The sequence below is a fragment of the Vibrio sp. 10N.261.51.A3 genome (assembly GCF_041471965.1).
GTDB lineage: Bacteria > Pseudomonadota > Gammaproteobacteria > Enterobacterales > Vibrionaceae > Vibrio > Vibrio crassostreae_C.
This window is the reverse complement of sequence record NZ_JBFRPK010000047.1, coordinates 1-13907: the sequence shown is the minus strand read 5'-3', so window position 1 is coordinate 13907 and position 13907 is coordinate 1. Positions and strand designations below refer to the sequence as shown.

The window sequence follows — 13907 nt, the reverse complement described above, 5'->3', positions numbered from 1 at the left end:
GACTACCCCTCCGCCTTAGCCAGAACGACCATGCCCGCTTTAAAGCTACTTAACGGACGCTTAACCACTTGAACACCGTCACCAATTTCCAAGTTCAATTTGGTAGGATCGATGTAAATAAAACCACCCTTTTCAAATTCAACATTCGCGTTTGATTTAGAAAGCAGACCGTTGTCATCCACAAACCACAGGTCACCTTGTTGCGAAAGTGCAGAAGCCGGAAGCTCCCACAATTGAGTTATTTGCTTACCCGAGATCGTCGCTTGCACGAACGTGCCTGGATAAAGATCTTTCTCTTGCTCCAAAGGGTTATCGACTTTCACGATCAATGAGCGCTGACGCGTATCTTGTTGTAAGTGCTGCTCAACACGCTCGACATAACCTTGCCATTGGAATTGACCGTCAGAACTCGATAGAGTCACTGGCCACGGCTGCTCTTTCAGTTGGGTGTTATCGCTGTTGGGTAGGCTCAACCATTGGCTTTCAGAAAGGGGGACAGAAACTTCAACCTCATCAACGCTGTATAACGTGGCTATCTGAGCGCCCGTTTGTGCGTAGCTTCCCGGTTGAACATCACGGCTCACGACCAACGAATCAAAAGGGGCAACCAAGGTTGTTTTTTCGAGGTCTTGCTCAGCCTTCACCAATTCAAGCTTGGCGTTCTCCAAGGCTGCTGTTACTTGTGCCAGTTGTGGTTCGCGTAATACTAAAGGTGAATCCGGCTCGCCAGACAAACCAGAGCGTTGCCATTCAGACTTAGCTTGTTCGCCTTGTCTCTGCTCTTCCAACAAATCCAGTTGAGCTTGAGCCACATTTGCCTTCGCTTGGGTTACCGCTTGTTGGTAACTGGTCGAATCGATATTAGCGATCACTTCACCTTGGCCAATCACTTGCCCAGTTTCAAACTGCGAGCTGATCGTTTCTACTCGGCCACCAACTTCCGTCGAAAACATCAATTCGTAACGCGACTTCGCTTCCCCGTAACCCACCACTTCTGCTTGGTAGTCACCGAGAGTGGCAAGTACCACAGACACTTGCTGTTGTTGTGAAGCAGGTAAGGTCGTCGTATCAATAGACTTGGTTTGAATAGGCGTAGCTTGAGGTTCTGAAACCGTTAGTTCATTCGTCTTTTGAGGAGCAGGAGCCACTTGTGAATCGTTGTAAGCAAGGGCAGCAAAAATGCTTGAACCAGCCACTAAGGTGATTGCAATTGTGATGGTGTTCAGTTTCATGAAGATACTCCCAAGCCCAGAGCTAGGCCTAAATCAATTCGGTTTACGAGACGGTTATAAATGGTTTGTGTTAACTGCGCTTCAAGGTCATAGGTTTGCTGCTGAACAGTAAGTAGATCAAAAATGTCGACCAAACCCTGACGGTATTTCTCTTCATAGCTAGTGAAGCTGCGTTGTGCGCTTACCAAGGCGTTCGTTAGGTGTTGCTGTTGAAGCGTTAATGAGGACTCTTGCCCCATTGCATTTTCCACTTCATTCACCGCATTGAGCAGTGTCTCTTGGTAAGCCCAGTAGCTGGTTTCTGTGGTTAGGTCAGCAATTTCTGCCTGTGCTTTTAGCTTGCCACCTTGAAACAGTGGTGCTGACACTTGGCCAAGCGCACTCCACAAAGGTCCGGTAAGCAGCGCTTCGCTCGGAGAATCCGCCATATCGGTTAGGCTGGCAGATAAGCTGATCGACGGCAGCATCGCTTTGTACGCCGCGTCAGCACGCAATGTTTCTGCTTCGATATTGAAGAAAGCCGCTTGAAGATCGGGTCGACCTGCTAGATCTTGTGTCGGCATATTGTCTAGTGGATTAATGATGGTTGGAAACGAACCTAGCTCAGCAAGGGATAGCTCATCAGATTCACCACTCCACTGACCCGTTAATAAAACCAATTCACGTCGGCTTTGTGCAAGCTGCTCACGGTAATCAGCTAAGGTTGCTTGAGTCGATGCGCTGCTCGTTTTTGCATTATCTAGATCTTCAAGGCTACCTAGCCCTGCGCGATAACGTTCTAAAACAAGTTCTTCATTGTTTTCTAGAATCACCAAACGTTGCGATTCGATATCGACAAGCTGTTGCTTCAAACTGATATCAAGCCAACCTCTCATCACACTCGCGATCAAAAGATCTTGAGCGCCCTGAAGGTTAGCCTGAGACGTCGCAATGTCTTTCAAAGCGGCGTTGTTTGTGTCTGCAAGCTTCTGCCATAGATCGAGCTCCCAACCAACCGTGACATCAGTGGTGTAGGTTTCAGTCGTGCTTGAGCCGTCAGTGCCTTCGTCAGCTTGACCAGAAAAGCTCGCATCGACAGTTGGTAAGCGATCACCTGAAGTTACACCTTGCAGCGCATAAGCTATTTTGAGTGCTGTAATGCTTTGTTGGATGCTTGGGCTGTTCTGCAGAGCGCGCTCGATATAGAGGTCGAGCTCCGGTGCATTCACTAAATCGGTAAGTTGTACGTTCTCTGCGTCTAGATCTTGTTGAGTAGAAGCCTGTTGAATCAGCTCTGCGAGTAAGCTTTGTTGTGTCTGATTAGTGCTTTGCTCAGCGAGTGAAACATAGTCGGCCTGACTGGTTGTCGTGCAACCCATCAATCCGATTAGAGCAAGTGAAATAAGGGAATGTTTTAAAGGAAGATTCAATTTCATCTTCTTGTCTCCTGTAAGAATGGAGACAAGATAACGAGCTGGGGGTTAAGAGAGGGTTAAGGCGAACGTTAACCCCAAAAGAAAATACAAAAAGCGTACGTTTAAACTTCAGCTTTACGCTTCTGACTTGCTTGAAAAGAGCCCACCGATTTTATAACCGATCGCATAGCAAACCACGGCGACAGTAACAAACACCAATGCCGAGAAGAAATACGCTACAGACGCTGCGACACCAGCCCCCCACACCACGCTGAACACCAAACCGAGATAAGCCTCTTTTGGCCACTGGTCGATAGGAAACTGAGCGCCGCCAGCAATTAGGTAAACCATCGAAAACAAGCCAATGAAGGTAACAATAAGACCGATGAGAACGCGAATGTTCATGGAGAGACCCTTGATTAATTTAGCTTGGTTGCCATTGTTCCTAATCGAAAGCGGATATGCTTAGTCGGAACCGAATATTCTCAATCGAAATCGAATGTTATTAATCGCAACCTGATGATATTCAAGTATATCGGATAAAAGGAACTGGCTCTATTACTCTTCCGAGTGAGCTTTTACTCACTATAGACAAATCACAGTCGACGGCCAAAACCCGATTTCGCCTGATTAACAGGCACAAAAAAGCGGACACCCTTCTTACGTTAACTCCGTAAGCAAAGTGTCCGCTTTAACTGAATCTAGCTTAAAGCAGGATGAAAATACCCGCTAAGCATGCACTCATTAGGTTTGCTAGCGTACCAGCAGCTACAGCCTTCAAACCTAAGTTTGCAACTTCAGCACGGCGCTCTGGTGCCATAACACCGATTGAACCTAACTGAATTGCGATAGAACCAATGTTAGCAAAGCCACACAGAGCAAAAGTCACGATTACTTGGCTGTGTTCAGATAGTAGCGCTTTGTTCTCAACGAAGTCGATGAAAGCAACAAACTCGTTCATAACGATCTTCTGACCGATGTAAGAACCTGCCATCAATACTTCATCACTTGGGATACCGATTAGCCATGCAAGAGGCGAGAACAGGTAACCGAAGATAGCTTGCAGCGTAATACCCGCAAAACCGAACGTTTCACCTAGGCTTTCTAGGCCAGTGTTGACCATCGCAATCACACTCACGAAGGCAACCAACATAGTACCAACCGCTACCGCAACCTTCATACCGTTCATCGCGCCGCTTGCCAATGCATCAATCACGTTGCTTTGGTCAGCTTTATCTAGTTCGATATGGTCGTAATCACTTGGTGTGCTGCGCTCAGGAACGATGATCTTCGCCATTAACAGACTGCCCGGAGCCGCCATAAAGCTTGCAGCGATAAGGTATTTAAGCTCAACACCGAGGCCAGCATAACCACCAAGTACACTACCCGCTACCGACGCCATACCACCGGCCATTACAGCAAACAGTTCCGAACGAGTCATAGACTTTAAAAAGGGACGAATTAGAAGAGGAGACTCACCCTGAGAAAGGAAGATATTACCTGTAGCAACCAGAGATTCAGCTTTACTTGTACCCAGCAGTTTTTGCACCGCTCCGCCCAAGATTTGAATCACTTTTTGCATAACGCCTAAGTAATAAAGCGCAGAAATCAAAGCACTGAAGAAGATAATGATTGGAAGCACGCGAACCGCGAAAATGAAGCCTTCAGTAGCAAGGTCACCGAAAAGGAATGCGATACCAACGTCTGCAAAACCAAGCAGGCTAGAAACACCATTACTTAGGCTTGTTAGCGCCAATTGTCCCCATGGGAAATACAATACTAAGGCTGCAAATCCGATTTGAAGTAATAGTGCACGAGAGACCGTTTTCCAGTTAATTGAAGAACGACTTTCAGATAGCAGGTACGCGCAAGCAATCAGTGCAAGAACACCGACAAAACCAAATAGAATATTCATAATGTGTCCTAGTAATCCTTAAAGAGTGAACATGAGCCAAGCAAATGACATCAAAGGAACAGGACAAAGAACCGCAAGCAAAACGCTACGCGATGAAGGAGCTAACAGGGTTAGCGAATGTAACAACGAGTTGTTCATGTAAAAAATCACCTTATACAAGCAGTGGAACGTAGCTGGTCCGGTCCGTGGGGTCATTCACATATCCATGTGACGGCTTGTATTGGCTAAGCACCGGCTTAAAACCGGAAGAGAAGTATAAACAGTTAAGTGAGACTTTCATCACATTTTTTGACGCAAACGATCGCGCGGTCAAGGATTAAGCAAAATGTATTGTTTGTCGTCATTTTCGTGCTTCAAAACTGTAAACAATCTGTAGGGAGTTGAATTTGTAATGTTAAGTCTTTAAGTGTGTGAGCGTAATCACTCGGTTAATTCTGTGTGATTCTTACTGCTTTTCTGTGCTCTGCCTCATTTCCCGAGACTTCAAGATTCATCTTAAGTTTAGATGCGTATATACTTTGTGTGATCTCACCAAATAATTATCTATAAAATACCAATAGAGCTGATTAGATATAACAGCCATCGAGACTAAGAGAGGAAACACGTGAAGAAAATGGAAGCTCCGCACGACATGAACAATGGAGCTAGATTCAAAACAAATAGACACGGCTATGTGACAGTAGTTGAATATTATAATACCTATACTGTTATTGTCGCGTTCGAAAATACCGGAAATATCCGCGCTATCAGTGCGGCGAAATTACGTACAGGTCAACTCACCGATCGTTCTGTTGCGCCTGAATCAATTATGATTGGTGAAAAGGTTGAATCGGTTAAACACGGGATATTAACCATTACTCAAGTTGAATCTGAAAATATTGTCGTCCTGACCAATGCCAATAACGAAGAAATTAGAATGTTATTGCCTGCCGTACAGAAAATGAAAGATAAAACTGAAGAAGTCGACAGTGAAAATATTGCCTCGCCAAAACCAACCTCTCTTAGCCAACTGACTAAAAGAAATAAAAAGACCAAAGACGTTAATAGCATGCTTAAGAAAATGCTTACTGACTACGGTCGATACGATTAATTCTCTGTTTTCAACAATAAAGCCTCTATAGATTTATATTCTAATATAAAAACTAGTTAAGCCTGCCTTTCTCAATAAAATACGTTGCATATTCGAGTGAAAAGTTAAATTTGATCAAAGTCTCACTCTGGATCTTTACTACAAATTAACGAGATCTCCATCACAATCTCATTTTAGTTTTGTGATGGGGATCTTATTGAAATCTGAATACTTCCATTACTATGCTCTCACACAATAAGAGAACGAAGTTTCTCAACCCCTAAAATCCAATTGAGACAAATATTATGAAAAAGATTCTTGTAGTTTGCGGTAACGGCCTTGGTACTTCTCTAATGATGGAAATGGCAGTAAAAGAAGTCGCTAAAAAAATCGGTTTCGAAGCAGAAGTTGATCACGAAGATCTATCATCTGCAGCATCAAGCAATGCGGATATTTGGGTTGCAGCAACAGACGTTGCAAACCAACTAAAAGACGCTGGTAAAGAGAATATCATCAGCCTTAAAAATATTTTTGACAAAGCATCTATTGAAGAACAACTAAAAACTTTCATGTAAGGTCAAAATTATGCAAAACTTTTTCGAGTTCATGCTCGGCTTATTAAAAGAGCCGGCGATCATGGTAGGTTTAATTGCTTTTATCGGCCTGGTTGCACAAAAAGCAGATGTTTCTACCATTCTAAAAGGCACAATTAAAACCGTAATGGGTTTCCTAATTTTAGGTTTTGGTGCTGGTGCTCTTGTTGGCGCACTAAATAACTTCTCAGTTGTATTTACTGAAGCATTCGGCGTAAGTGGTGTTATTCCAAATAACGAAGCAATTGTTGCATTAGCACAAGAAGCATTCGGTTATGAAATGGCTCTAATTATGTTCTTCGCATTCGTTGTGAATATTTTATTGGCTCGTATTACTCCTTTAAAATATATTTTCTTAACGGGTCACCACACAATGTTCATGTCTATGCTGGTAGCGGTAATCCTGTCTACAGCTAACATCGAAGGCACTGCTCTAGTCGCAATCGGCTCGATCATTGTAGGTTCACTGATGGTTATCATGCCTGCACTTGCTCAGAAATACACAGAGAAAGTGATGGGTACTGATCAGCTGGCGATGGGTCACTTCTCAACATTCTCGTACTTAGTATCGGGTTACATTGGTAGCAAGTTTGGTGACACTTCAAAATCAACAGAAGACATCAACGTACCTAAGAGCCTAATGTTCCTGCGTGATACGCCCGTTGCTGTAGCAACAACAATGGCCATTTTCTTTATGTTTGCTTCAATTGTTGCTGGCGGTGACTTTGTTGAAACAGTATCAGGCGGTCAAAACTGGGTAGTATTCACCTTCATGCAGTCTCTTGTGTTTGCCGGTGGTGTTTACATCGTACTGCAAGGTGTGAAGATGCTGATAGCTGAAATCGTTCCTGCATTCAAAGGTATCTCTGACAAACTCGTACCGGGCGCAAAACCTGCTCTAGACTGCCCTATGGTATTCCCTGTAGCACCAAACGCGGTACTTATCGGTTTCCTTTGTTCTTTCGCTGCTGGTCTACTAGCAATGGCAGTTCAAGGTGCACTTGGCTGGACAATCATTGTAGCTGGCGTCGTTCCACACTTCTTCGTAGGTGGTGCAGCAGGCGTTTACGGTAATGCGACAGGCGGTCTACGTGGTGCAATTCTAGGTTCATTCACGCAAGGTCTGTGTATCTCTTTCTTACCAATGCTACTGCTTCCTGTACTGGGTGGCCTTGGTCTTGAAGCGACAACGTTTGCTGACTTCGACTTCGGTGTTGTTGGTCTTATCCTAGGGTGGATTGTTTCATGAGCTTATTCGATTTAATTGGTAACCAAGGCGTTATCATCAACTCTGAAGAAAACCTAACGGTTGATGCAGCAATTGATGTGACTTGTTCAACACTGCTAGCAAGCAACAAAATTGAAGCAAGCTATGTTGAAGCTATCAAGCAAAAGCATAAGGATATTGGCGCGTACTATGTTCTAGCACCTAAGATTGCGATGCCTCATGCTCGCCCTGAAGATGGTGTAAACGAAGCATCACTGCAAGTAACGGTATTCAAGAAGGGTGTTGATTTAGAGTCAGAAGACAACGGTGACGTTTACCTTTCGATTACTCTGGCAGCGATGGACTCAGATAGCCACATCCATACGATTATGGCGCTATCAGAGTTGTTCCAAAATGATGATGACATTGATGCCATCATCGCAGCGGAAACAGAGCAAGCGATCATCGAGATCTTAAAGCGATACTAATCTCGATCTAAAGATCCTGATAAGCCCCCATGAAAAAAGCGATAGCCTCGGCTATCGCTTTTCTGTTTCTGGTGCTTGGTCATTTCTCATCGAATATGAGTTAGGGCATCACACCTCGAAAGCATCCAGTGGCTTTAAAACGCGTACATTCTTTTATCGGTCGATAGTTCAAAGCAATATTGCGCGTGTTTATTAAGGCACTCAAACACTTCTCGATCCAACTTAAAGTTATCAACGTAGTCCGTCAAAATAGCGAGAGTCTCTTCTAACGTCATACCTGCACGATAAGGGCGAGACTGAGTTAGCGCTTGAAACACATCCACCACAGCAACAATTCGACTGGGTTGATCCAGCTCTTCAGCCGTTTTGCCCATCGGGTAACCCGAACCATCTAACCTTTCATGATGATTAGATGCCCACTGACAAACCTGAGGTGAACTGAACAACTCCTGCAATGCGAATCGAGTGTCCGTTGCATGGCGTTTAATACAGCAATACTCTTCTTCAGTAAGTAAATCCGGCTTATGCAGAATGTCATTAGGGGTTTGCAGTTTACCGATATCATGGACCAATCCAGCCAGATAGAGTTTGCGCTGAGTGGTGTAGGAATAGCCCAATTGTTTAGCGAGGTATTCTGAAAGCTGCCCAACCTTCAACGAGTGCTTAAAGGTAAACGAACTTTTGGTATCAACAACGTTGGCAATAAATTCGGCAAAGGCCACCGTCTCATCCAACGACATCTGTTGAGAGAAAAAGGGCACAGGCTCAAAATTATCCCTCATGTTCTCGATGTATGGGATCTCCATAGAAAACCAGAAATCATCTAGGTCGACCAACTCACACATGTGTTGAACAAGGTTGGTTTCGAACATCTCATCGGCTTGTTCAGTCAAACGTTCAATGATGCTCGCTTTGCCATCGGGTGTTAGGTTTCCATAACGATCAGAAGAAGTTATGCCGTATAGATAATCGACCCTATCGGCAAGCATCACGATGGCAGCTAGCTCTTTTTCTAACTCGCTGATATGAATAGCCTTTAGCTCAGACCACGGAGTATGATGATAAAGTACCGGCTTAGCGAATATAGAAAGAACCGGGCACTCTTTTAAGATTTGGTAGCCCTTTTGACAATGGTGGTAGCTCGAGTCGGGTACAAACCCAGACGTTAAGCTGAGCTGTTCATCAATTTGCGAGACACCACAGTCGTGAATCAAGCCTAACGAAAACGCGAGCTGCGCTTGCTCTTCTTCCCACCCCACACTCAGAGCACATCGATACGCGATATAGCCCACTCTCTGTCCATGATTTTTACTTTCGAAACCGACGTTATCAAGCGCCTTAGCAATACCGAATAGAGCCTTCCTTAAGTCCACGGTCACGTCCTGGCAATGTTGATTCATTATTTAAGCCTAGCATTTTTATATTTTTTATATATTTAGGCCGCTAATACTAATGCATAGCTAATGATTATATACACAACTATTGTAAGGTTTAATGAGTTTCGTGATAGAACCAACGTATCACGAAAAATCCGTGCTACAAATGGTTGCATATTAAAAATCATGCGACATTATAGCCTGCCGACTAAGATTCGCTTAAATAAGCAGCCATAAGAAAAGGAAAGACATGTTTAAAACGGTTATCGACAACGAACTCTCCATCGCATTGGTTGAAGAGAGCTTCGCTTCTCACTACGCGGAAATCTCACAAAGCCAGAATGAGTACCTAAGTCAATGGCTCGTGTGGCCGCCACATTGTAAAACCGAGCAAGACTTTAGGATCTTCATCCAACGCTCGCTACACGATTATGCCGAAGGTAAAAGCATGACTTGTGCAATCGTGTATCAAGACAAGGTCGTCGGTAACTGCAGTTTCAATACCATTGATCATGATAAGCAAAAGGTGACCATAGGTTATTGGTTATCTGAGACATACCAAGGAAAGGGGATTGTGACGCGCGTTGTCCAGAAGCTGATTGATGTTGCTTTCAATGAGTTAGATATGGAAAAGGTAGAGATATCAGCCGCAACCGGTAACCAAAGCAGCCGCAAGGTTTGTGAGCGCTTACATTTCACGTTAGAAGGTATTATAACTCGTAACGAGAACTTGAATGGCCGCATCGTAGACCACGCTATTTATGGACTTCATCGCTCTAAGCTCTAAGCTCTAAGCTCTAGGCTCTAGGCTCTAGGCTCTAGGCAGTAGTAACTAAGAAGTCACTCGCTTGTAAATCGGAATATAACAAAGCCACGGTATTAGTCGGTGGCTTTGTTATTTGACGAGCCTGAAGAGCTCTTGAAGCTGCAGCTTATGCGATCTTAGGAATCACGATACTGAACTTGGCGCCACCATAGTTGCTGTCGTCGATTTTGATATCCCAAGAAAGTTTTTTAGCCGCCGATAGAGCAATCGCGAGGCCCAACCCCAATCCACCGTTGGTCGACATTCTGCTTGAGTCTAGTCGAGAGAACGGAAGGAATACCTCATCACGCCTATTCTCTGGTATTCCAGAACCATTGTCTTCAATCACCACCAGCCAGTTTTCTGAGTTCTCATCCAGCGTCATCCACACTTTGTCTTGTGTGTAATTACCCGCATTCTTGAGAACGTTATCGAACACCAAGCGTGCCATTGAGCAATCACACTTAATCTTGCACTCTAGCTGTACCTTAGATTCAAAGGTGGCATTGTCTAGTTTCGAGTAACGAATTCGGTCTAGGCAATACTCACGAAGATCGGAGGTCACTTTAACGAGCTCAAAGAAAGAGTTATCCATGACATTCAACTTCGACAGCATGATGATTTCTGACGTGAGCTCGTTGATATCCTCAATGTAGGTATCAATGTCATCGAAAAGAACCTGATGATTATCGGGGGCTCCCCTTCTTAGGATATCGGTCGCCAGTTGAATACGACTTAGCGGAGTTCGTACTTCGTGTGGGATAGCTTGAGCGAAAATATGACTTTGTTTTACTTTGCTTTCGATCTCTTCAGCCATGAAGTTAAAACTGCTGGCCAAATCAGAAACAGGATGGATGTCGTCCATGTCAGATCGAGTACTAAGCTTGCCCTTACCAAACTGTTTCTGCTTCTCGACGAGCAACTCTATTCTTTCTTGAAAACGCCTCACAGGTAAGTAAACACTTGCTCCAATCGCCACAATCACAGCCAACAACAGCCCTAACAAAAAGTGTCGTTCTGAGTCTTCGTACCATTCAATGTCAGGAGAGAAAAAGTCCCCTACCTCACTGAACCCAAAACTGAATTTAGAGTTTGGTAGCTGAAACACGGTCGAATAGAGGTTGTCATCACTTAGATATATCGGCACACCGTTTAAGGTTGTGTATAACTCACATTGTTGGCAAGGCGCCTCGCCCGACCAATTCTCCAACAGGCGTAAATTGAAGATATAAAATTGTTGGTAGCCTGTTCTATCGAGCTCTTTATAGAGTGAGTTTTCTTGATTGTGTTGACGAACATACTGCTCCGCAAAGTAGATGCCATCATTGAGGAAGGTTTCGATCTCGGTGCGTCGCATGTACCCCTCACCAAGGTTCAAGAACAAAAATATCGTTGCCGACATCCCAGTCACAATCCCAAGGTATAAGCGAGCAAACATCGAAACCGAGCGAAGCTTCGTAGCAATGAACTTACGCAACCAGCATGTACCCCTTGTTGCGAACCGTACGAATCAACTGTTTGTCTTTTGCGTGAATGCGCAGCTTTCGGCGTAACCCAGACACGCGCATATCAATCGAGCGGTCGTTGAACGCGTAATCTATCCCTCTAAATAACTGACAGCACTGGTCTCGAGTCACGACCTGACAGATGTTATTAACGAGAAGGTTTAAGATTTCAAATTCAGCAGAAGTAAGCTTGAGGTTTTGGCCGTAGAGCGTGGCACTTTGAGCAGAGCTGTTGATTACAATATCGCACTGTTTTTCAGCCGTAGTTTCTTGCGCAGTTTTTACGGGAGTCGCTCGACGCAATAACGCTTCAATTCGCGCTAACAAGGCATGGCCACGAATCGGTTTGGCAACGTAATCGTCCGCACCAAATTTAAACAAGCTGACCTCGCTCATTTCATCGGCGGAAGCCGTTAGCACTAAAATCATTCCATTGTAAAACTCACGGGCTTGACGGCAAATTTGCGCGCCGCTCATCCCTGGAAGCATCAAGTCCAACAGCACTAAATCAGGTTCAATACTACGGATCGCTTCAAGTGCCAAGTTCCCTTCATGAACAACGCTAACATTGTAACCTTCAGCTTCGAGGTAAAGCGTCGTTAGACGAGCTATCTCTTGGTCATCTTCAACAATGAGCACTTTGGTTTTCGACATTCCTATCACCAGTATTTATTAAAAGCGAAGGCAGTATATATACTGATCATAGATCATCAATATTGGAATCAGAGCCCTACATTTACCGTACGCAAAACATAGTAATCACTTTTGTACATACACGTTTACAGAATAGAGAACCAACAACCGGTGCGCCTTGGTTTATCAAGGTTTCCTCCTTCAGAGCACACCATTTTGATGTGCAAGGAAAGTGGCTCTTTGATAAAAGCGAACTGCTGCTAAACCTAACCTGTACAACAAAGCAAAAAGAGAAGCTGATAAAAGCCAGATACAACGCAGAACACGACTGTTTAACGGAGCTTTATAATCGCCGTGGGATCAGCAACCTTCTAGAAACCAGCATTGCCTATCGCTCACCGTTTGAATTGATGTTTGTCGACCTTGATGGCTTCAAATTAGTTAATGACACTTATGGGCACACTGTCGGAGACCAACGACTCAAACGGGTTGGTGAACGCCTTAAACAGTTGGTTGATGAGAAATGCATGATAGGGCGATTTGGTGGCGACGAATTCATTGTGATTGCCCACACCTGCCGAAATCAAAATATCCCACTACTTTGCTCTCGCATCATTGATGCCTTAAACCGAAGTTTCCATATCAGAGGCATCGGCAGTTTATCTGTCGGTTGCAGCATAGGTACCGCGCATTTCCCTGATAACGCGGCTGACCAAGAAACATTGCTAAAGCAAGCGGGTATGGCGATGCATCTTGCAAAAGCGAATGGTCGAAACCGCTTCCAAACGTTTACCCCAGACTTAGCACAAACCCTGCATCGCAAAGTAGAGATCCGCCATCGACTGGCACGCGCCATAGAAAACGACGATCTCAACCTTCACTACCAACCGATCATGAACACCAACAGCGACAAGGTGAAAGGGTTTGAAGCCTTGCTTCGATGGTCAGACAAAGAGCTAGGTAACATAGGCCCTGATGAGTTTATTAGCTTAGCGGAGGAGACGGGGCAGATTGTACCGCTCGGGAAATGGGTTCTGAACTCTGCACTCAAACAGCTATCGATATGGCAACGTGAGTTTGATAGTGAGTTGATGATGAGTATCAATATTTCGAGTATTCAGATGCACGCGACCTTTGCCGAGCAGCTATTAGCAATGTTGAACTTCTACAATATCCAACCTCAAAGCATCGCCCTTGAGATCACCGAATCTTCCATGATCTTCAAGCATGGTGAAGTCAGGCAAGCGTTAAGCGATATTTCTAAATTGGGCGTAGAGCTTCACCTTGATGACTTTGGCACAGGCTACTCGTCACTGTCGATGTTGCATGACTTACCGATTAGCACCGTGAAACTCGATAAAAGCTTCGTCCACGGTTCACACAAAGGGAGCAAAGCGATTGTCCAAGCCACCCATGCTATCTGTGAAAAATTGGGGCTAAAAGTGGTTGCTGAAGGTGTCGAAACCGAAACGCATAAAGCGTTCTTAATCGATTGTGGATACCAGTATCTTCAGGGATTTTTATTTAGTAAACCAATTCCCTCAAATGAAGTCGAAAGTCAGTTTTTGAATGGTCGACAATCCTACAATTAAAGACTTATTTATCAATAAATTAAGTCGTTTGAATGCTTCCTAAACAATCGGCTGCTGTGGGTGTGTACGCTTACGTATGCTCATAGACAGGATCTTAA

At 44.4% G+C, this 13907-nt stretch carries 12 protein-coding genes and 1 pseudogene; 6 read left to right on the top strand and 7 right to left on the bottom strand.

What is annotated here, in order from left to right; all coding sequences use genetic code 11:
* Positions 1–2: 2 nt before the first annotated feature.
* From AB4371_RS12200 to AB4371_RS12185, 4 genes are all read right to left on the bottom strand, one after another.
* The gene (locus tag AB4371_RS12200) at positions 3–1232 is read right to left on the bottom strand and encodes an efflux RND transporter periplasmic adaptor subunit (RefSeq protein WP_136978717.1); all 1230 of its coding nucleotides are present in this window, start codon (positions 1230–1232) and stop codon (positions 3–5) included.
* A complete protein-coding gene (locus tag AB4371_RS12195; RefSeq protein ID WP_136978719.1) occupies positions 1229–2647 on the bottom strand; it encodes a TolC family protein in 1419 nt (472 codons plus the stop codon). The genes AB4371_RS12200 and AB4371_RS12195 overlap by 4 nt, the downstream gene beginning before the upstream one ends.
* A 114-nt stretch (positions 2648–2761) precedes the next feature.
* Positions 2762–3031 (bottom strand): hypothetical protein, encoded by a 270-nt coding sequence (locus AB4371_RS12190; protein WP_136978721.1) that lies wholly within the window; start codon positions 3029–3031, stop codon positions 2762–2764.
* A gap of 301 nt (positions 3032–3332) precedes the next feature.
* On the bottom strand, positions 3333–4541 hold the full coding sequence (locus tag AB4371_RS12185) for a NupC/NupG family nucleoside CNT transporter (RefSeq protein ID WP_017060598.1): 1209 nt from the start codon (positions 4539–4541) through the stop codon (positions 3333–3335).
* Positions 4542–5154: 613 nt separating this feature from the next.
* On the opposite strand from AB4371_RS12185, the gene AB4371_RS12180 reads away from it, so the two are divergent.
* The 4 genes from AB4371_RS12180 to AB4371_RS12165 all read left to right on the top strand — a co-directional run bounded on the left by AB4371_RS12180 (position 5155) and on the right by AB4371_RS12165 (position 7898).
* Positions 5155–5631 (top strand): hypothetical protein, encoded by a 477-nt coding sequence (locus AB4371_RS12180; protein ID WP_048613010.1) that lies wholly within the window; start codon positions 5155–5157, stop codon positions 5629–5631.
* Between the two features lie 284 nt (positions 5632–5915).
* A complete protein-coding gene (locus AB4371_RS12175; RefSeq protein WP_017064872.1) occupies positions 5916–6185 on the top strand; it encodes a PTS sugar transporter subunit IIB in 270 nt (89 codons plus the stop codon).
* A gap of 10 nt (positions 6186–6195) precedes the next feature.
* Complete coding sequence (locus tag AB4371_RS12170; RefSeq protein WP_048612870.1) at positions 6196–7452, top strand: PTS ascorbate transporter subunit IIC; 1257 nt, start codon at positions 6196–6198, stop codon at positions 7450–7452.
* Complete coding sequence (locus AB4371_RS12165) at positions 7449–7898, top strand: PTS sugar transporter subunit IIA (RefSeq protein WP_017070990.1); 450 nt, start codon at positions 7449–7451, stop codon at positions 7896–7898. Before AB4371_RS12170 ends, AB4371_RS12165 begins: the two co-directional genes overlap by 4 nt.
* Before the next feature lie 134 nt (positions 7899–8032).
* Here AB4371_RS12165 and AB4371_RS12160 read toward each other — a convergent pair whose 3' ends face one another.
* Positions 8033–9298 carry an HD-GYP domain-containing protein gene (locus AB4371_RS12160; protein ID WP_050644072.1) on the bottom strand — a complete coding sequence of 422 codons (1266 nt, stop codon included), beginning with the start codon at positions 9296–9298 and terminating at the stop codon, positions 8033–8035.
* A gap of 226 nt (positions 9299–9524) precedes the next feature.
* Between AB4371_RS12160 and AB4371_RS12155 the strand changes: the two genes are divergently transcribed.
* Entirely contained in the window at positions 9525–10061 is a 537-nt protein-coding gene (locus tag AB4371_RS12155; protein WP_017069226.1) for a GNAT family N-acetyltransferase, read from the top strand.
* 145 nt (positions 10062–10206) lie between these two features.
* Here the strand turns inward: AB4371_RS12155 and AB4371_RS12150 are convergent, their stop codons facing one another.
* Together AB4371_RS12150 and AB4371_RS12145 are read right to left on the bottom strand one after the other, a co-directional pair.
* Positions 10207–11556, bottom strand: coding sequence for a sensor histidine kinase (locus tag AB4371_RS12150; protein WP_372149841.1), 1350 nt, complete (start codon positions 11554–11556; stop codon positions 10207–10209).
* Positions 11549–12238 (bottom strand): response regulator transcription factor, encoded by a 690-nt coding sequence (locus tag AB4371_RS12145; RefSeq protein ID WP_017060591.1) that lies wholly within the window; start codon positions 12236–12238, stop codon positions 11549–11551. The genes AB4371_RS12150 and AB4371_RS12145 overlap by 8 nt, the downstream gene beginning before the upstream one ends.
* A 182-nt stretch (positions 12239–12420) precedes the next feature.
* Here AB4371_RS12145 and AB4371_RS12140 point away from each other — a divergent pair.
* Positions 12421–13809 (top strand): annotated as a pseudogene (locus AB4371_RS12140) (putative bifunctional diguanylate cyclase/phosphodiesterase); the annotation flags it as partial.
* Positions 13810–13907 lie beyond the last annotated feature (98 nt).